The sequence below is a fragment of the Pseudomonas sp. PICF6 genome (assembly GCF_009831705.1).
Taxonomy (GTDB): Bacteria; Pseudomonadota; Gammaproteobacteria; order Pseudomonadales; family Pseudomonadaceae; genus Aquipseudomonas; species Aquipseudomonas rhizophila.
Genome location: NZ_WUUD01000018.1, coordinates 25,958 through 45,264, shown reverse-complemented (window position 1 = coordinate 45,264; position 19,307 = coordinate 25,958). Strand labels below are relative to the sequence as shown.

Below are 19,307 nucleotides of genomic sequence, written 5' to 3'. Positions count from 1 at the left end.
GATAACGAACAAGGAGTCACGTGAATGCCAACCATAGATATCAACAGCGACCTGGGCGAAAGCTTTGGCGCCTGGCACATGGGCGACGATGCCGCGATGCTCGATGTCGTGACCAGCGCCAATGTCGCCTGCGGTTTCCACGCCGGTGACCCGGCCGGCATCCTGCGGACACTGAAAGCGGCGGCGGCCAAAAATGTCACCATTGGTGCCCATGTCGCTTACCCGGACAAAGTGGGCTTTGGCCGCCGAAACATGGACGTGGCCAGCGATGAGCTGACGGCCGACGTGATCTACCAGATCGGCGCGCTGCAAGGCCTGGCCAAAGCCGCCGGCACGTCGGTGCGCTACGTAAAACCCCACGGCGCCTTGTACAACACCATTGCTCACGATCGCCGTCAGGCGCTGGCCGTGATCGAAGCCATCCGCGCGATCGACTCCAACCTCATATTGGTTGCCCTGGCCGGCTCAAGCCTGATTGAACTGGCCCGTAACGAGGGTTTGCAGTGTGTCGCCGAAGCCTTCGCTGACCGCGCCTATACGCCACAGGGCACCCTCGTCTCTCGCCGCGAACCAGGCGCGGTGCTGCACGATCCCAAGCTCGTCGCCCAACGTATGCTGCGCCTCGTTGAAGACGGCTGCCTCGAAGCGATCGATGGCAGCCTGACCAAAATCCAGGCCGACTCGATCTGTGTCCATGGCGACAGCCCCGCAGCGGTGGAAATGGCCCGCGAGCTGCGCCGGGTATTGGAACAGGCGCACATGTCCTTGCAGCCCTTTGCCGGAGCACGCCCATGAACGCCCTTGATCTCGCCCGCCAGGCGGCCATCGCCGCTGCCCGGGATGCACGCAGCACTTACCGTAACGGCCAGGTCGCCCCCACGGCGGGTATCGCGCCGGGCATGACCCAGGCCAACCTGATCGCCCTGCCGCGCGCCTGGGCGTACGACTTCCTGCTGTATGCCCAGCGCAATCCCAAAGCCTGCCCGATCCTTGACGTCAGCGACGCCGGCAGCCCGAGTACGCTGCTGGCTGAAGGGGCGGACCTGCGCACTGACATCCCGCTGTACCGCATCTGGCGTGATGGAAAGCTGGCCGAGGAAGTCAGCGATGCCACTCAGGCCTGGGCTGAACACGACGACATGGTGGCCTTTTTGATCGGCTGCAGCTTCACCTTTGAAACCGCCCTGCAAGAGGCCGGCATCGAAGTGCGGCATATCACCGATGGTTGCAACGTACCGATGTACCGGACCAACCGTGCGTGCCGCCCGGCCGGACGTCTACAGGGTGAAATGGTGGTATCGATGCGACCGATCCCCGCCGATCGCGTGGCTGAGGCGAGCACTATTTCCGGACGCTATCCCTCAGTCCATGGCGCCCCGGTGCACATCGGCGAACCCGCGCTGCTCGGCATCCAGGACCTGGGGCACCCCGATTTCGGCGATGCCGTACGCATCGAACCCGGCGAGATCCCGGTGTTCTGGGCCTGCGGCGTCACTCCCCAGGCCGCGGTCATGGCCTCGGGCGTGCCCTTCGCCATCACCCATTCGCCGGGCCATATGTTCATCACCGATGTGCCTGACAGCACCTACCACGTCTAGGAGTCTCCCGTGCGTTTTCTACCGGTCAACCTGGACGCCCTGCTCGTCGAATTGAAAGACCTCGACGAGACACTGGCGTTGTTCGACGCCCTGATGGCCGAGCCGATTGCTGGCGTGGAGGAAATCATTCCTGCCGCACGAACGCTGCTGATCCAATTTCGCCCCAGCGCCATTGCGCAGCAGGCGCTCGTCAATCGTATCGCTAGCCAAGACCTGAGCCAGCGCCGCGCGATCGAGCATCGCCGGGTGGAAATTCCCGTCCATTACAATGGCGAAGACCTCGACGAGGTCGCCACGCTGCTGGGGATCAGCCGCGCCGAGGTGGTCCAACGCCACACCGCCCATGACTACAGCGTGGCCTTCTGCGGATTCGCGCCGGGCTTCGCCTACCTCACCGGCGGTGCGGGTTTCCAGGTTCCTCGCCGACAAACTCCACGTACCCGCATACCCGCGGGTGCGGTTGCCCTGGCGGGGGAATTCAGCGGTGTTTATCCGCAAGCCAGCCCCGGCGGATGGCAGATCATCGGCGTCACGCCTTTGCAGATGTGGGACCTGAACCGCGCTGAATCGGCCTTGCTGCGTCCGGGCTATAAAGTGCGCTTCACCGATGCAGGCCCGCTCCCGGCGGGTGGTCTGCCCGCCCCCACAGCACCGGCAAGTGCCGCCGCGCCCAGCGGCGCCTATCTGGAAATCATCACCCCCGGTTTGCACAGCGTACTGCAGGATATGGGCCGTCCCGGCCAGACCGGCCAAGGCGTATCCCGTTCCGGCGCGCTGGACCTGGGCGCGCTGCGGGCAGCCAACCGCGCGGTCGGCAACCGCTCGGACATGGCCTGTGTGGAATCGGTACTCGGCGGCCTGAGCTTCGTTTGCCATGGCCGTGCCGTGATCGCCGTCACCGGTGCGCAAACCCCGATCACAATCACCAACGCCAGTGGCCTGAAATGGCAGGCAAGTCACTACCAGCCCATCGAGCTGGACGCGGGTGACCGCGTCAGCCTGGGTTCCCCCCTCGCGGGGCTGCGCAGCTACCTGGCGATTCGCGGCGGCTTTGACGTCACTCCGGTGCTGGGCAGCCTGTCCACAGACACCCTGGCCCAGGTCGGCCCCCCGGCGCTCGCCGCCGGCGACCTATTGGGCTTTACGACACTGACAACGGGAACCAGCGTATCGCTGAACGAAGCCCCAGCCTTTGAGCTGCCTACTGCTGCCAACATCGTCACCCTTGACGTGGTCATGGGGCCGCGTACCGACTGGTTTACCGAAGACGCCATCCAGCGTCTGAGCAGCCAGCTCTGGCGCGTCACCTCACAGTCCAACCGCGTCGGTATTCGTCTGGCCGGTGAAATACCGCTAGCGCGCAGCAACCACCATGAGTTGCCCAGCGAAGGCACCTCCGTGGGCGCCATTCAGGTCCCGGCCAGCGGCCAACCGGTTCTGTTTCTCGCCGATCACCCGTTGACCGGTGGCTATCCAGTGATCGCCGCAGTCGCCAGCTACCATCTCGACCTGGCTGGCCAGATCCCTATCAATGCGCAGATTCGCTTCAACCCTGTGGACGGCTTCAAAGAGATTCAACCCGTTACGCAAGCTTCTTCAACTGCCGATGTGAAAAAAATTCCATGAAAAAATTACTGATTGCCAACCGTGGTGAAATTGCCGTCCGCATCGCCCGCGCCTGCCGCGACTACGGCGTGCAGTCTGTCGCGGTCTATGCCGACGCGGACATCGACGCCCTGCACGTGCGCCAGGCCGACGAAGCCTACTCACTGAATGGCCAGCGCCCGGCCGAAACCTACCTGGATATCGGCAAACTGATTGCCGTGGCCAAACGCAGCGGCGCCGATGCCGTGCACCCCGGCTATGGTTTTCTGTCTGAACGGGCCGATTTCGCCCGGGCGGTGATCGACGCAGGGTTGATCTGGATCGGTCCCAACCCGCAGACCATCGACGTGCTCGGCGACAAGGTCGAGGCGCGAAAAATTGCCCAACTGGTCGGGGCGCCTCTGGTAGCCGGTACGCCTGGCCCGGTCGAAAGCGCCGCCGAAGTATTGGCCTTTGCCGAACAGCACGGCCTGCCAATTGCCATCAAGGCTGCCTTTGGCGGCGGTGGACGCGGCATGAAAGTCGCCTGGCGCATGGATGAAGTGGCTGAATTGTTCGCCTCCGCCGTGCGCGAAGCGCAAGCGGCCTTTGGTCGTGGCGAGTGCTATGTCGAACAGTTCCTCGACCGTCCTCGGCACATCGAAGCGCAGATCCTCGCCGACAAACACGGCAAGGTCGTCGTCATCGGCACGCGTGACTGCTCCTTGCAGCGGCGCAATCAGAAGCTGGTGGAGGAAGCGCCGGCGCCCTTTATCAGCGACGAACAGCGCCAGCGTATTCATCAATCCGCTCAGGATATCTGCGCCAAAGCCGGCTACGTCGGTGCCGGCACGGTGGAGTTCCTGCTCAGCCAGGATGGCACCCTGTCGTTCCTTGAGGTCAATACCCGCTTGCAGGTCGAGCACCCGGTGACCGAAGAGACCACTGGGGTGGATCTGGTGATCGAACAACTGCGGATCGCCGACGGTTTGCCGTTGTCCTTCAGTGAGACGCCGACCCCACGTGGCCATAGCTTCGAATTTCGCATCAATGCGGAAGACCCAGGCAAGGGCTTCCTGCCCACCCCCGGTCAGATCACCGATTTCCTGCCACCGTCTGGCCCGGGTGTGCGCCTGGACAGCGGCGTGATAAGCGGCTCGCGAGTGCCCAGCACCTTCGACTCGATGATGGCCAAACTGATCGTCACCGGCGCCACCCGCGAACAAGCTATTGTCCGCGCCCGACGCGCCTTGGCGGAATTCAACATTGAAGGCATTGCCTCGGTACTGCCGTTCCACCGGGCGGTGATGGACCATGACGACTTCACCGGTGCCGATAAATTCGCCGTGCACACGCGCTGGATCGAAACCGATTTCGCCGAACAGATCACGCTCGCCCCACGTACCGCGGTATCGGCCGACCCAGGCATCCTGCGCACGTTTGTCGAGATCGACGGCAAGCGCCACGAACTGGGCCTTCCGGCTGCGCTGCTGCGAGGCGTCAGCCTGAACGCAGCGGGTACCGCCAGCGAAAGCACAGCCCCCTCCGAGGTCACTGATCCGCAGGCGGTACTGACGCCCGTGGCGGGTAATCTGCATACCTGGGTCGTCGAAGACGGCGAGTCGGTGAGCACCGGGCAAGTGATCGCGGTTGTAGAAGCCATGAAAATGGAAACCTCGGTCCTCGCACCTTGTGAAGGCCAGGTGCAGATCGCCAAACAGGCCGGCGACTATTTTGAAGCCGGCTCCGTCATTGGCCGCATCAAAACAGCTCTCTGATTTAAAACTTTTCTTTTCGCAGTCAGTACGCGCAACGGGGTAATAACCCGGTTGCCGCGTGCTGCCCGCAGAAAACTGTAGATGTAACTTTGCAATCAAAATAACGATAAAACCCAACACATAAATCTGCTGTTATCTGGAGCATAAAGAGCATGTCAATCAATAAGACTTTGGCTATTGCGGGTACTTGCGCGTTGATTTTCCCTTTTACGGCATCTGCAGATTTTATTGCCGACAGTAAGGCCAGTGTGGAACTGCGTAACTTCTACTTCAATCGTGACTTTCGCAACGGTCCTCCCACGGCCCAGCGGGACTCGGCAAAAGAATGGGCCCAGGGCGCCATGTTGCGATTCGAGTCAGGTTATACCGCCGGCACCGTGGGCCTGGGCATCGACGCGGTTGGCATGCTCGGCCTCAAGCTTGACGGCGGTGATGGTTCCGGTGGCACGGGCCTGTTGCCGGCTGACCTTAGTTCGAAAAACGGCCGCGGCTCACAGGACGAATATTCCAAACTTGAGTTGACGGCCAAGGCGAAGGTGTCGGAAACCGCTCTAAAGGTTGGCTCACTCGCCTTCCGTACGCCCGTGGTATCGAGCAATGACACACGCCTGTTGCCCTCCACCTTCGAAGGCGCGCTACTGACCTCCAAGGACATTGATCAGTTGGTCCTGCAAGGCGGCAAGCTGGAGCAAATCAAGTTCAACAGTTCCTCGAACTATCAGGACTTCACGGGTAACCGCATCGGCGGTGTCAGTGATGACTTCCGCTTTGCCGGCGGTACTTACAGTTTCAACAAGGCCCTTAGCACAAGTCTGTTCTACGGCAATCTGGAAAATGTCTACCGACAGTTCTTTGGCGGCGTCGTCTATGAAATCCCTCTTGCCGCGCAGCAGTCGCTGAAGTTCGATCTACGTTATTCGAAAAGTACCGATGACGGTAACTTCCGCCCCCTCGATAACCGCGCCGCGAACGGACTGGTTGCCTACACCCTGGGCGCCAACGTGTTCACCGCCGCCTATCAGCGCATGAGCGGTGACGATCCCTTCCCGTACATTGCCAATAGCGACCCTTACCTGGTCAACTTCGTCCAGATCAATGACTTTGCCAACACCCAAGAGCGCTCCTGGCAGCTGCGTTATGACTACAACTTCGCCGCGCTGGGCATTCCCGGGCTGACGTTCATGAGTCGTTATGTCCAGGGTGACAACGCGTTGGTCGGGGGCAGTAATACGGGCAAAGAGTGGGAGCGCGATACGGATATCGGTTACGTGGTCCAAAGCGGTTCGCTGAAAAACCTCGGGGTCAAACTCAGAAACGCTACGGTTCGTTCGAACTTCAGCAATGACCTGGATGAAACCCGCCTGATCGTCAGTTACACATTAGCCCTTTGGTAATTCGCTGACGGCGACCTTTGTCCCTGCGCAACCGATCCTTATTCAGAGAAAGCGCAATGAAAAATCTCAGGTTTAACCAGAAGATACTACTGATTGCTTCGTTGCTTATCATGACGGTGTTTTCCGCATTCACCGTATTGAATGACGTTCGGTTGCGTGACGACAACGTAAAAAAAATCGAGGAACACACTCGATCGCTCTCGACATCGATGGCACATGATATCCAGAGCTGGTTGGACGGAAGACTGATTCTGCTGAAGGGATTTGCCGAACTCATCGGCCGCGATCCCTCGCCGCAAAACATACTCGACAAGTTGCAAAGCCAAGTGCTCATGAGCCAGTTTATCGCCGGTTATGTGGGCACCCGTGACGGTGGGTTCCAGATCCATCCCCCGCGGGAGATGCCAGCCGATTACGACAGTCGGCAACGGCGCTGGTACATAGACGCCGTAGACCATGGCGTGGCAATGACCGAACCCTACGTAGGGGCCGGGATCGACTACCCGATTATCACCCAGGCGGTCGCCCTCCACGCCGGGCAGCAAACGCTCGGCGTCCTGGGCGCCAGTCTGAACATCGAGACGATTTCCCAAACGCTCAACGCGCAAGCCTTCGAGGGCAGTGGATACGCTTTTCTGGTGAGTAAGGAAGGCAAAATACTGGTTCACCCCGACAAGGCACTGATCGGCAAGACACTGTCCGATCTGTTTCCGGGCAATACCCCGACGCTCAATGATCGATTGGTGGAAGCCACTACGGTCGATGGCGTGAAATTCACACTGTTCTCTGCGATCAAAGGCCTGCCGATGAAAGACTGGTACATCGGCATCGTCCTGGACAAACAGGCAGCCATGGCCAGTCTTGCTGCGTTCCGCAGTTCGGCGATCATCACCACAATCGTTGCCGGTCTGGCCACCCTGTTGCTGCTCGGGCTGCTTATTCGCGTGTTGATGAAGCCCCTGCGCCTTATCAGTCACGCGATGGAAGATATCGCCCAGGGCGACGGAGACCTGACCCGACGCCTGTCGATCCTGTCGAATGATGAATTCGGCCAACTGGCCGTGAGTTTCAATCGCTTCGGCGACCGGATCCATGCCTCCATCACCGAAGTCTCATCAACGACGAACTCCCTGAAAGAGGCCACCCGCAAGGTCCTGACGGCCTCCAACTCCTCGGTTGGGAAGTCGGAACACCAATCCGGCTTTACCAGCAACGTGGCGGCGGCCATTGAGGAGCTTGGGGCGTCGGCGCAAGAAATCGCCTCGAGTGCCTCGGCGGCGTCCAGAGGCGCCTCGAGCGCCAGGGCGCAGATCGATTCGAGCTGCATGCTCGTCGAGAACACGGTCAATGCGATGAGTTGCCTGCAAGAAAACATCGAAGAAACCCGCGCACAGATCGAAGAGCTCAACGCCAAAAGCGCCAATATCGGCAAGGTGCTGGAGGTCATCTCGACGATCTCCGGAAAAACCAACCTGCTGGCCTTGAACGCTGCCATCGAGGCAGCCCGGGCCGGAGCGGCCGGGCGCGGGTTTGCCGTGGTGGCGGACGAGGTCAGAAGCCTTGCCCACCACACCCAGACAGCGACCGAAGAAATCAGGGCGGTGATCGAGGCACTGCAGGAGGGGGCTACCCAGGCTGCCAAGACCATGCTGCGCAGCCATGAAATCGGCAGCCAAAGTGTACGTGTGGCGACCCAGGCCGGGGACAGCCTGCTGACCGTGGTGTCACGCATCATCGAGATCGATGAGATGTGCCTGACGGTCGCCGCTGCAACCGAGGAACAAACCAGCGCTGTCGACCAGCTCACTCGGGATGTTCATGAGATCAGCCAGTTGAATCGCCATGCCACCGACAACTTGTGCTCGACCCTCACGGCGTGTGGAGAACTGGATTTTGAAGTCGGACGACTCCGGAGTGTGGTCGATACTTTCAAGTTGTAGACACACACGCCATGCCCCTCGGCCAGTGAACCGAGCTGATAGAATGCCCGCCCTGATCCGCCAGACATAGCTCACCATGACCCAAGCGCCCAAGCCTTCCATCCCAAACGTCGCCATCATCGGCGGCGGCCCAGCCGGCCTGATGGCGGCCGAGGTGTTGAGCCGGGCCGGGATCCAGGTCGACCTGTATGACGGCATGCCTTCGGTGGGCAGGAAATTCCTGCTGGCCGGTGTCGGCGGCATGAACATCACCCACTCGGAAGACTTCTCGCCGTTCCTGTCCCGCTACGGCGAGCGCGCGCCCAATATCGCCCCGCTGCTGCGGGCATTCGGCGCCAACGAGTTATGCCAATGGATTCACGGATTGGGCATCGAGACCTTTGTCGGCAGTTCCGGGCGGGTATTTCCTACCGACATGAAAGCCGCCCCGCTGCTGCGCGCCTGGCTCAAACGCCTGCGCGATGCCGGCGTGATGATCCATACCCGCCATCGCTGGCTGGGCTGGAACCCCGACGGCAGCTTGCTAGTCACCGCTGCGGACGGCGAAAAAACACTGCGCCCCACTGCGACATTGCTGGCACTGGGCGGTGGCAGTTGGTCACGCCTGGGCTCCGATGGTGCCTGGATGCTGCCACTGGAACAGCGCGGTGTAGGCCTTGCGCCCTTGCAGCCGAGCAATTGCGGATTCGAAGTGCCGGCCTGGAGCGATCTGATGGTCAGCAAATTCGCCGGCGCCCCGCTGAAAAATATCGCCATCGGCCTGAATGACGATGTACCGCGCCTCGGTGAATGCGTGATCACCGCCACCGGCATCGAAGGCAGCCTGATCTATGCCCTGTCGGCGCCGATTCGCGAAGCCATCAACCAGCACGGTAGCGCGACGATCCATCTGGACCTGCTGCCGGGCCGGCCTGTGGATAAAATCCAGCAAGCCCTGAGCAAGCCACGCGGTTCGCGCTCAATGGCCAAGCACTTGCACAGCCAGTTGGGGATCGACGGGGTCAAGGCTGCGTTGCTGCGCGAGCAAACGCCTGCCGATTGTTTCGCCGACCCGGCGCGGCTGGCCCAGGCAATCAAGGCCTTGCCCATCATCCTGGTGAAACCCCGCCCGCTGGACGAAGCCATCAGCAGTGCCGGTGGCGTGACCTTCGAAGCCCTGGACGAACGCCTGATGCTCAAGCAGATGCCTGGCGTGTTCTGCGCCGGGGAAATGCTCGACTGGGAAGCACCGACCGGCGGCTATCTGCTCACGGCCTGCTTTGCCAGCGGCCGGGCGGCTGGGCTGGGAATGTTGGAGTGGTTACAGCGCAAGGTTTGAAAACCCAGGCGCGACCATCGCGAGCAGGCTCGCTCCCACATTTGATTTGTGTACACCGTCAATGTGGGAGCGAGCCTGCTCGCGATGGCGGCCTGTCAAACGCTGCGGGTCATCAAGGCTTACGCTTGCGCGGCCCGGTGTTGAACACCGGCACTTTACGCACAGGCTTGACCGAGGGCTCCACGGGTGAGGCGTCGCCGCTGTCGACCCACTTGCCCAGGTTGCGCTTGCCGCCACCGCCCGAGGCTTTCGGTTTCTTCGGTTTTTTCGGCTTCTTGATGACCTGGCCGCTGGCATCGGTCTCCGGCACCCGGTGTTCAGGCTCGAAGTCCTGTTCCATCTGCCGTGGCAACGTCTGACGGGTCAGGGTTTCGATGGCTGACAGCAGATTCACTTCATCGGCGCAGACCAGGGAAATCGCTTCCCCGGTGGAACCCGCCCGGCCAGTACGACCGATACGGTGGATGTAATCCTCAGCGACGATCGGCAAATCGAAATTCACCACCAGCGGCAAGTCTTCGATATCCAGCCCGCGAGCGGCGACGTCGGTGGCCACCAGGATCTGGATTTCACTGGCCTTGAAACGGTCCAGCGCGCGCTGGCGGGTGGCCTGGGGTTTATCGCCGTGGATGCCGTCGGCATTGACACTCATGCCCTGGAGTTTTTCCACCAGCGCATCGACACCGTTGCGGGTCTTGGCAAATACCAGCACCTGTTTCCACTTGTTCTTGCGCATCAGGTGCACAAACAACTCTGGCTTGCGCTTCTTGTCCACCGTCACCACCCATTGCTTGACGGTGTTGGCGGCCACGTTGCGCGGGCTCACTTCGATGCTCAACGGGTCGTTGAGCATTTGCCCGGCCAGCAAGCGGATCGCGTCGGAGAAGGTTGCCGAGAACAGCAGCGTCTGGCGCTTCTTCGGCAGCGCTTTGTAGATATTCGCCAGTTCCTCGGAGAAGCCCAGGTCGAGCATGCGGTCGGCTTCGTCCAGCACCAGGGTCTGCAGCTGATTGAACTTCAGCGCGTTCTGGCGGAACAGGTCGAGCAAGCGTCCCGGCGTGGCGACCAGCAGATCAACCCCTTTGCGCAGCTTCATCATCTGCGGGTTGATGCTGACACCGCCGTACACCGCATAGGTGCTCAATGGCAGGTTCTGCGCGTATTGGCGCACGCTTTCGTGGACCTGCTCGGCCAGTTCACGGGTCGGCACCAGAATCAGCGCCCGTACCGAGTTGGCGCTGACCTTCGGCCCCTCGGTGGTCAGCAACTGCAACAGCGGCACGGCGAAACCGGCGGTCTTGCCGGTGCCGGTCTGGGCCGCGGCCATCAGGTCGCGACCGGCCAACACCGCCGGCATGGCTTGGGCCTGCACCGGGGTTGGGGTCTGGTAGCCGAGCGTCTCGAGGGCGCGCAGCAAGGGTTCGATCAGGCCAAGGGTGGCGAAAGTCATGGAAGTACCGTAGGAAAATCAGCGCAAGGTGTGCAATGCGCGGCAGTTTACCCTAAATCAGGATTCGGCCGGCGCAGGCTTGGGTTTGCGCCACTGGGGCAATCCAATCAACACCCCGGCACTGATGATCACCAACATCGCCAGGGCCTCTTCGATCCCGATGGTTTCACCGGCGAACACAATGCCCAGCAACACCGCCACCGCCGGGTTGACGTAGGCATAGCTGGTGGCCGCCGCCGGACGTACGTGCTTGAGCAGGTACATGTAGGCGTTGAAGGCAATGATCGAACCGAAGCAGGTCAGGTAAGCCAGCGCGATCCAGCCTTCCAGCGGCGGCATGCTGTCCAGGTGTTCGCCGCTGGCCACGCTGCCGATCAATAGCACCACACCGCCCACCAGCATTTCCACGGCACTGGCCATCGCCCCCGCCGGCAGCGGCAAGTGCTTGCTCAGCACCGAACCGAAGGCCCAGGACGCCGCCGCGAACAGCAGCAAGGTCGCGCCCAATGGGCTCGATTGCAGGTTGGAACCGAGGTTGAGCATGGCAATGCCGATCAACCCCAGCACAATCCCCGCCCACTCCAGACGGGTATTACGGGCGCCCCAGAAATATCCGCAGAGCAAGGTAAACAACGGCACCGTCGCCACGGCCAGCGCCGCCACCCCGGACGCCACACCCGTGTGTTCGGCGACACTGACCGCGCCATTGCCGAAACTGAGCAACAACACGCCGATGACAGCCCCCGCCTTCCACTGCGCCCAAGTCGGTGCCGGCGCCCCGCGCCAGCGCAGGAAACCGTACATCAGCGAGCCGGCGATCACGAAGCGAATCCCGGCCAGCAGCAGCGGCGGCCAATGCTCCACACCGATGCGAATCACCAGGTAGGTCGACCCCCAGATGACGTACAAGGCAAAAAATGCAGCGATCAATGGCAAGGGGAAACGGCGTGGGCCAGGCATGGTCAGCTCGAAGTCAGGACAATGAAAGACGCTATTCTAGAAAGGCGACAGGCGGAAAATAAGTTACAAAACCTGTTTATCCGAACCGTACACTTTTAAAAACACGGAGATCAGCGTTATAAACCGTACTTTCGAAAGTCAGCCCCTTGGAAGCCCGAACCGTGGATAAATACGACCGCATGCTGCTCAGCGCCCTGTTGGAAAACGGTCGTGCGTCCTATGCCGAACTGGCCCGCAAAGTGAACCTGTCGGCCCCGGCCGTGGCCGAGCGGGTCAGCAAGCTGGAAACCAGCGGCGTGATCACCGGCTACCAGGCGAAAGTCGACATGGCGAAGATCGGCTTGCCGGTGCAGTGCGTCATCGAACTGCGCATGAACCAGCACGGCAACCAGAAGACTTACGATGAACTGTGCAGGATCCCGCAACTGACCGAATGCCATCGGGTGACGGGCGACCCGTGCGTGATCATGCAGGCGGCGGTCGGCTCGATGCCGGAACTGGAAGAGCTGATCAACCGCATCGCCAAGTTCGGTTTCAGCAAGACCTCGATCGTGCTGTCCAGCGCGATTGAAAAGCGGGTGCCGTTGGGGCAGTTGGAAGGTAACGGGAAGTAATCGCGCCAACACACATCAGAACGGTGGGAGCGAGCCTGCTCGCGATGGCGGTGTATCAGTCAACTTAGTTGCCGACTGAACCGACGCTATCGCGAGCAGGCTCGCTCCCACAGTGGCTTGTTGGGGGGTGTTTTCAGAACCCGCGATGCCGCTTGAGGTGCTCGTTGATCTTCGCCGCCGGCACTTTCTGCAAACTGCACAGCAAATCGTGGGACAACTCCCGCAGCCCGTGCTGTTGCCGCAGTTGCGTCGCCAGGTGCGCGGTGAGGTTGGCGGCCATTTCGGCGTCGGCCATGGCCCGGTGAGCCTGGCCGGTGTGGGGCAGGCCGGCGAAGGTGTTGAGCGTGCCGAGCTTGTGGTTCGGCGCCGTCGGCATCAGGCGCCGGGCCAGCAGCAGTGAACAGGCAAAATTCTGCAAGCGGGTGCGTTTGATCCGGCCTAGCTCGAAATCCCAGAACTTCTGGTCGAATGCGGCGTTGTGGGCCAGCAGCGGCGTGATGCCGACGAACTCGTTGACCTCGTTCATCACCTTTTCCGCCGGCGGGGCGCTGCGCAGCATGGCGTTGCTGATGCCGGTCAGTTGCTCGATGAACGCAGGCACGCGCACACCGGCGTTCATCAGGCTCTGATAGCGATCCACAATCCGGCCCTGTTCGAGAATCACCACGGCGATTTCGGTGGCCCGGCAACTGCTGCTCGGCGTGATGCCGGTGGTTTCAAAGTCGATGACTGCGATGCGTTCCAAACCTGTCTGAACTCCGTAAAAATCAATTCTTGAGCAGCAACGCGCCTTCGATCGGCACGTAGCGGCTGGCGGCGCGAATCAGCGAGTTGGCCGTCAGCCCCGGTACGCCATAAGCCACCGCCTGGACCCCGTGTTTGCTGATGATACGTTCGAGCAGCATGTCGAAATCGCCATCACCGGAGGCCAACACCACTTCGTCAACGTGATCAGCGGCGTCCATGATGTCCAGGGTGATGCCCACGTCCCAGTCACCCTTGGCCGAGCCGTCGCTGCGCTGGATGTAAGGCTTGAGCTTCACGACAAACCCCAGGTTGCGCAGGATCTGCTGGAATTGCTGCTGCTTGCTGTCGCCGCGATCGATCGCATACGCGTAGGCCTCGACGATCTGCCCCTGCTTGCTGACATCGGCCCACAAGGCCGCGTAGTTGAAATGGCAACCATAAGCCTGGCGCACGGTGTAGTAGAGGTTCTGGACATCGGCGAACACTGCGATTTTTTTCACCGCGTTTCCTCTTGAATGCACAAGCCGGCAGAGCGGGCCCGAAAAGTTGCCCAGTATGCCAGCCCAGAGGAATGTTCCGCGAATAATCGGTCCGAGGCACCTGGGCGCCCCGGACGAATGGCAGGTCAGACGAAGGAGTCGTCATCGCCGAAGAAGGATGAATCGTCGCTGTAGTCGGCGTCGGCGAAACCGCCCTGGTCGTTGCCATAGGCATCGTTACCAGCGACGTTTGAGTCATTGCCCCAGCCGCTGTCACTGCTTGCCGTGTCGTTGACCGGTTGGGCCGGCTCTGGCTCGATGACCTCGACGACTTCCTGAGGCTGCTGGGCACCGTGGAACAGACTGCTGATGCCCTGGGCGAGCATCACGCCCCCGGCCACACCAGCCGCGGTTTTCAGCGCGCCGCTCATGAAGCTGCCGGCCCCTGGAGCCTGCTGTTGCGCGGCGCCGTAGTTAGCGGGCGGCGCGGCGTAGTTCTGCTGGGGTGGCGCATTGAAGCCAGGCCGCGCCGGTTCGCGCCAGCCGCCACCGCTGGCGGGCGAAGCGCCTGGAGCGGACGTTGGCCGTGGGTCGCGCGAGCTGCCACCGAAAATACTCGAGAGAAAACCACCACCGCTGGGCGCTGGAGGCTGTTGCCGGGCCTGTTGCAGGTCCGCTTGCAACTGCTCGATCTGCTGGGTCAGTTGCCTGTTCTGCTCGTCGAGGCTTTTGAGCGCCGTCTCTTGCACCAGAATCGCCTGGGTCATGAAATAGCCCGCCGCGGGCTGGCGGGTCATATGTTCCTTGATCCGCGCCTCGGCCTGGACATCGCGCGGGGCTGCATCCTTTTCGGCCTGTTGCAGCCGTGAAAACAGTCCATCGATCAGGGTTTGTTCTTCGCTGTTCATGGCGACCTCATCAGATTGCCGGGTAGAAAAACCATGCCGGCCCTACAGGACCGGTGCCAGCAGTAATGGGGCTGGGCACAGAGGTTTCAATGGTCTTTACCTGATGTTTACGTTTGCTTGTGCAGGCGCCTGATCGGTTAAAGTGTCGGACCGCTTTTTGACCTGCGATACCGACTCATGAATCCGTTTGACGTGCTGCGCGACTCTTTGTATTTCTTCAAACGCCATCTTGGCCGGATCGCCCAGCTGTGCCTGCCGCTGGTGATCCTCGAGGCCGTGCTGCAACAAGGCGTGGACAGCGCCGTGGGCCCCGAAGGTTTTTCCGGCTACAGCCTGATCGTCGGGCTGCTGATATACCCGCTCTACACCGCCGCGCTGATTCTGTTTCTCGACGCTCGCAGTCGCGGTGAATCGCCCCGTCCCCGTGACCTTCTCGCGACGGCCCTGACCCTGTGGCCACGCTTTGCCCTGCTGACCGCACTCAATACGTTGCTGATTCTGGTGGGCATTTCGTTGTACTTCCTGCCGGGCCTTTGGCTGATGGTGGTCCTGGCCTTTGGCGAATACCTGCTGGTGCTGCGCGGCCTGACTCCGCTGGCAGCAATGAAGGAAAGCCTGCGCCTGAGCCGCGGCAGTTTCTGGCGCATCCTGTTGTGCATTCTTTGCGTGATGGTCCCGCTCTGGCTGCTCAAGGGCGCCAGCCTGTCGGTGTACCCGCCGCCCCAGAACCCGTTGATCACCTTGCTGATCGACAGCGTTCACAGTTTCCTGCAGCTGTTCACCACCGTGGTGCTGTTCCGGATGTTCATGCTGGTCGCGGAAAAACCTGACAGCCGTTGACGACTGCTGCGCAGGTTACGGGCTTGGGCTCGGCAACTGCTCTCGGTTATGCTCAGGATCACTTTTGCGTATTGCCCATTTAAGTCGAGCCATGACCCGTCTATTGCGCTACACCTTGCTGGGCCTGTTGTTGATTCTCGGCCTGGCCGCCCTGTCGATCTATAGCCTGACCTGGCGCCCACAATCCCGGGAAGCACTGCCGGTCAGTTGCCCCGCCAACACCGCAACGCTCGTGCCTGGCCAGGCCTTGAAGGTGATGACCTGGAACGTCCAGTTCCTGGCCGGCAAGCGCTACGTGTTCTGGCACGACCTGGCCCAAGGTGACGATGAAAGCCCGACCCTCGAAGACATGGCCTTCAGCCTCGACGAAGTGGCAAGGGTCATTCGCGACGAGCAACCGGACGTTGTGTTGCTCCAGGAACTGGACGACGGCGCCAAGGCCAGCGACTACCAGAACCAGCTCAAGTTGTTGCAGGAACGATTGACCGACCTGTATCCGTGCAGCACCAGCGCCTTTGACTGGAAAGCCGATTTCATCCCCGACCCGCATATCTTCGGCAGCGTCGGCCGGCAGTTGGCGACGTTGAGCCGTTACCGCATCGATCAAGCGGAACGGGTGCAGTTGCCGGTGGCCGGGGCCAATTTCATCAGCCGTCAGTTCCAGCCGAAAAACGCTTTGTTGGTCAGTCACCTGCCGCTGAGCAGTGGTGGCCACCTGGTCGTGCTCAACACCCACCTGGAACGGGCCACGCAGCCGGATGAAACCCTGCCGAACCAGGTCAAGGCCGTGAGCAAGGTACTGGACAAACTTGAATCGCGAGGCAAACCCTGGCTGATCGGTGGCGACTTCAATCTGCTACCCCTGGGCCAATACCGGCGCCTGCCAGCCGCGCAGCGCACGCCCTACTCCGCCGACAGCCCTCTGCACCTGCTGTGGGACAAATACCCGATGATCCCCACCAACAACGAAGCCAGCGGCATCGATCGCAGCCACTGGCTGACCCACTACCCGAACGACCCCGGCCTCAACGGCCCTGACCGCACTGTCGACTACCTGTTCTACAGCCCTCGGATCAAGCGGGTCGAGGCTCGGGTGCGGCAGGACGATACCTTGCGTATCTCCGATCATTTGCCGGTGATTGCCCGATTCCTGTTGCCGGCCACGCCGTGATGCCAAGCCACATTCGCCGTCAGACGAGTGTGGCGCTGGTCCGCGTAACCCACGCTTGATCAGGGTCGAGTACCTGTCTCGGCTTCCTGAACCGTCCAGGGTTTGACTTGTTCGCTCAGCGTCAGTCCCAAACCGGGGCGAGTGGGCACCAGCATCCGACCGTCGCGGGTTTCCAGACGCTCGTTGAACAGCGGCTCAAGCCATTCGAAATGCTCGACCCAGGGCTCGGTCGGATAAGCGGCTGCCAGGTGAACGTGCAGTTCCATGGCGAAATGGGGAGCCAGCATCAGGCCCGCCTGCTCGGCCATTGATGCGACCTTCAGGTAAGGGGTGATGCCGCCTACGCGTGGCGCGTCGGGCATCAGGAAATCAGCGCCGCGCTGTTTGATGAACTCGGCGTGTTCAGCAACGCTGGTGAGCATTTCACCCGTGGCGATCGGTGTATCGAACTGCTGCGCCAACGCGGCATGGCCTTCTGCGTCATAGCAGTCCAGCGGCTCTTCAATCCAGATCAGGTTGTACGCTTCAAACTGCCGACACATGCGCTGGGCCGTCGGGCGATCCCATTGCTGGTTGGCATCCACCATCAACGGGAAGTTGTCACCCAAGTGCTTGCGCACCGCACTGACCCGTTCAATGTCGATGGCGCAATCCGGTTGCCCGACTTTCAATTTGATGCCGCCAATACCCTTTTCTCGCGAGAGGTCAGTGTTCTTCATCAACTGATCAAGCGGGGTGTGAAGGAAGCCACCGGAAGTGTTGTAGCAACGCACCGAGTCACGTTGAGCACCGAGCAAGCGCGCCAGCGACAGGTTGGCGCGCTTGGCCTTCAGATCCCACAACGCCACGTCGAACGCCCCGATGGCCTGGGTCGACATACCGCTGCGGCCCACCGACGCGCCAGCCCAGCACAGCTTGGTCCAGAGTTTGGCAATGTCACTGGGATTTTCCCCGATCAGCGCCGGGGCGATTTCCTTGGCATGAGCGAATTGTCCCGGCCCGCCGGCACGTTTGGAGTAACTGAAACCCAGGCCCTGATGCCCATCGACGGTCTCGATTTCGGCAAACAGGATGGCGATTTCAGTCATCGGCTTTTGCCGTCCGGTAAGGACCTTGGCATCACTGACGGGATTGGCCAGCGGCAGGATGACCGAAGCGACACGAACCCAGGCAATTCGGTCGTCGTCGGAGGACTTGAGTGATTGTTGTTGTACGAGCATGGGGCTCTCCTTGGACAGGCTCTGAAGGCGACGATGATTGCGCAATCATCACGAGACGTAAAAAAGACCTTCGTCGATGCTTCAGAAGGTCTCTTGCCTCGATACTACACTGATTGCGCAATCATTCAATCCCGTAAATCCCCGGAAAATCGACTGCCAGGCTCAGGTACTGGCGCGGTCGATGAACGTGAAGCCGGTGTCAATTCGCACGGGTTTGAGATGGGCGCCGGGATTGTCGAATCGTTCAAGCAGTGCCTCAGCCACTTGCAGGCCAATCTTGCCGCCATCGACGCTGACGGTCGACAGTGCCGGGTAAACCTGCGCCGCGCTGCTGAGATCCCCGAAGCCCATGACGGCCAGCTCAGCGGGCACCTTCAAGCCAAGGCTGGCGGCTTGCGCCAACACACCTTGAGCCACGGTATCGGAGCTGCACACCACGATGTCGGGGCGCACCGGCAGATCCAGCAGCCGCCGCAGCCCCTCGCGCCCCACCTCCAGCGTGGCGGGGGGCGCCAGGACTTCCATGGGCACCTCTTCAATGCCCTGGCGCTGCAGCTCGGCGATAAGACTGTTGCAGCGACGCAGGCCACGCGGGTCGCTGATGGTCACCACGGAAAAGCGCTGGTAACCCTTTTCAAGCAAATGTCGCGCGGTCTCTTGCCCGACTTTTTCATGGGAGAAGCCAACCAGCATGTCCAAAGGGTCTTCACTCAAATCCCAGGCCTCGACCACGGGAATTCCCGCCTGGGCGAGTCGCAAGCGGCTTGATTCGGTATGAAGCGTACCGGTCAATACGATGCCGTCCGGACGACGACCGAGTACGGCTTCAAGCAGTTTCTCTTCCTGCTCCGCGCTGTAGCCGGTCAGACCGAGCAGGGTTTGATAGCCCGCTTGGGTCAGGCGGTCCATCAGCGATTGCACGGTGTCTGCAAAAATGGAGTTAGCGATGGTTGGAAGGAAAATCGCCACCAGACGACTTTTGTTGCTCGCCAGGCTACCCGCCAGCATGTTCGGCACATAGCCCGATTGGCGCACCGCTTCGCGGACCTTCTCCCGCGTGTTCTCGCTCACCAGTTCCGGGCGATGCAAAGCCCTGGAAACGGTCATTGGCGAGACGCCTGCAATCTTTGCCACATCGATCAACGTCAGGCTCGAACCCCTGGTGGCCAAGGTCATCGGTGCCTGGGAGGTGGGCGCTGCTGGTTTCTTTGCCATGAACTGTTCCGAATCTGAAGCCAAGTAACCGGGACTGCGTATAAAGCAGTTGATGGGTCAGTGAATCTACCATTTGCGCCCCCGTGCTGGC

The 19,307-nt window shown here is 61.1% G+C and carries 17 protein-coding genes; 10 read left to right on the top strand and 7 right to left on the bottom strand.

The window, feature by feature from the left end; genetic code table 11:
• Window positions 1-24 precede the first annotated feature (24 nt).
• From GSM73_RS11345 to GSM73_RS11315, 7 genes are all read left to right on the top strand, one after another.
• Complete coding sequence (locus tag GSM73_RS11345) at window positions 25-795, top strand: LamB/YcsF family protein (RefSeq protein WP_160892561.1); 771 nt, start codon at window positions 25-27, stop codon at window positions 793-795.
• Window positions 792-1,598, top strand: a complete 807-nt coding sequence (locus GSM73_RS11340) for a putative hydro-lyase (RefSeq protein ID WP_047229552.1) — start codon at window positions 792-794, stop codon at window positions 1,596-1,598. The genes GSM73_RS11345 and GSM73_RS11340 overlap by 4 nt, the downstream gene beginning before the upstream one ends.
• A gap of 9 nt (window positions 1,599-1,607) precedes the next feature.
• Window positions 1,608-3,224: a 5-oxoprolinase/urea amidolyase family protein gene (locus GSM73_RS11335; protein ID WP_160892559.1), complete on the top strand. Its 1,617-nt coding sequence runs from the start codon at window positions 1,608-1,610 to the stop codon at window positions 3,222-3,224.
• Complete coding sequence (locus tag GSM73_RS11330; RefSeq protein ID WP_139051209.1) at window positions 3,221-4,960, top strand: biotin carboxylase N-terminal domain-containing protein; 1,740 nt, start codon at window positions 3,221-3,223, stop codon at window positions 4,958-4,960. Before GSM73_RS11335 ends, GSM73_RS11330 begins: the two co-directional genes overlap by 4 nt.
• 152 nt (window positions 4,961-5,112) lie before the next feature.
• Window positions 5,113-6,354 (top strand): OprD family porin, encoded by a 1,242-nt coding sequence (locus GSM73_RS11325; protein WP_047229549.1) that lies wholly within the window; start codon window positions 5,113-5,115, stop codon window positions 6,352-6,354.
• Window positions 6,355-6,410: 56 nt separating this feature from the next.
• The gene (locus GSM73_RS11320) at window positions 6,411-8,294 is read left to right on the top strand and encodes a methyl-accepting chemotaxis protein (RefSeq protein ID WP_047229548.1); all 1,884 of its coding nucleotides are present in this window, start codon (window positions 6,411-6,413) and stop codon (window positions 8,292-8,294) included.
• Window positions 8,295-8,370: 76 nt separating this feature from the next.
• The gene (locus tag GSM73_RS11315) at window positions 8,371-9,612 is read left to right on the top strand and encodes a TIGR03862 family flavoprotein (protein WP_160892557.1); all 1,242 of its coding nucleotides are present in this window, start codon (window positions 8,371-8,373) and stop codon (window positions 9,610-9,612) included.
• A gap of 112 nt (window positions 9,613-9,724) precedes the next feature.
• On the opposite strand, the gene GSM73_RS11310 is transcribed toward GSM73_RS11315, so the two are convergent.
• Together GSM73_RS11310 and yedA are read right to left on the bottom strand one after the other, a co-directional pair.
• On the bottom strand, window positions 9,725-11,062 hold the full coding sequence (locus GSM73_RS11310) for a DEAD/DEAH box helicase (protein ID WP_047229546.1): 1,338 nt from the start codon (window positions 11,060-11,062) through the stop codon (window positions 9,725-9,727).
• A gap of 57 nt (window positions 11,063-11,119) precedes the next feature.
• On the bottom strand, window positions 11,120-12,022 hold the full coding sequence (gene yedA / locus GSM73_RS11305) for a drug/metabolite exporter YedA (RefSeq protein ID WP_160892555.1): 903 nt from the start codon (window positions 12,020-12,022) through the stop codon (window positions 11,120-11,122).
• Window positions 12,023-12,183: 161 nt separating this feature from the next.
• Here yedA and GSM73_RS11300 point away from each other — a divergent pair, with 161 nt between their 5' ends.
• Window positions 12,184-12,636 carry an Lrp/AsnC family transcriptional regulator gene (locus tag GSM73_RS11300; RefSeq protein ID WP_047229544.1) on the top strand — a complete coding sequence of 151 codons (453 nt, stop codon included), beginning with the start codon at window positions 12,184-12,186 and terminating at the stop codon, window positions 12,634-12,636.
• A gap of 133 nt (window positions 12,637-12,769) precedes the next feature.
• On the opposite strand, the gene GSM73_RS11295 is transcribed toward GSM73_RS11300, so the two are convergent.
• From GSM73_RS11295 to GSM73_RS11285, 3 genes are all read right to left on the bottom strand, one after another.
• Entirely contained in the window at window positions 12,770-13,381 is a 612-nt protein-coding gene (locus GSM73_RS11295) for a PolC-type DNA polymerase III (protein WP_047229543.1), read from the bottom strand.
• A 22-nt stretch (window positions 13,382-13,403) separates the two neighbouring features.
• Complete coding sequence (locus tag GSM73_RS11290) at window positions 13,404-13,883, bottom strand: NYN domain-containing protein (protein ID WP_003185707.1); 480 nt, start codon at window positions 13,881-13,883, stop codon at window positions 13,404-13,406.
• A gap of 125 nt (window positions 13,884-14,008) precedes the next feature.
• Entirely contained in the window at window positions 14,009-14,770 is a 762-nt protein-coding gene (locus tag GSM73_RS11285) for a DUF2076 domain-containing protein (protein ID WP_076386442.1), read from the bottom strand.
• 177 nt (window positions 14,771-14,947) lie between these two features.
• Here GSM73_RS11285 and GSM73_RS11280 point away from each other — a divergent pair, with 177 nt between their 5' ends.
• A complete protein-coding gene (locus GSM73_RS11280) occupies window positions 14,948-15,610 on the top strand; it encodes a hypothetical protein (RefSeq protein ID WP_076386444.1) in 663 nt (220 codons plus the stop codon).
• Between the two features lie 91 nt (window positions 15,611-15,701).
• The gene (locus GSM73_RS11275; protein ID WP_047229540.1) at window positions 15,702-16,781 is read left to right on the top strand and encodes an endonuclease/exonuclease/phosphatase family protein; all 1,080 of its coding nucleotides are present in this window, start codon (window positions 15,702-15,704) and stop codon (window positions 16,779-16,781) included.
• Between the two features lie 59 nt (window positions 16,782-16,840).
• Here the strand turns inward: GSM73_RS11275 and GSM73_RS11270 are convergent, their stop codons facing one another.
• On the bottom strand, window positions 16,841-18,001 hold the full coding sequence (locus GSM73_RS11270) for a mandelate racemase/muconate lactonizing enzyme family protein (protein WP_076386446.1): 1,161 nt from the start codon (window positions 17,999-18,001) through the stop codon (window positions 16,841-16,843).
• A 162-nt stretch (window positions 18,002-18,163) separates the two neighbouring features.
• Window positions 18,164-19,216 carry a LacI family DNA-binding transcriptional regulator gene (locus tag GSM73_RS11265; protein ID WP_139051216.1) on the bottom strand — a complete coding sequence of 351 codons (1,053 nt, stop codon included), beginning with the start codon at window positions 19,214-19,216 and terminating at the stop codon, window positions 18,164-18,166.
• Between the last annotated feature and the right edge of the window lie 91 nt (window positions 19,217-19,307).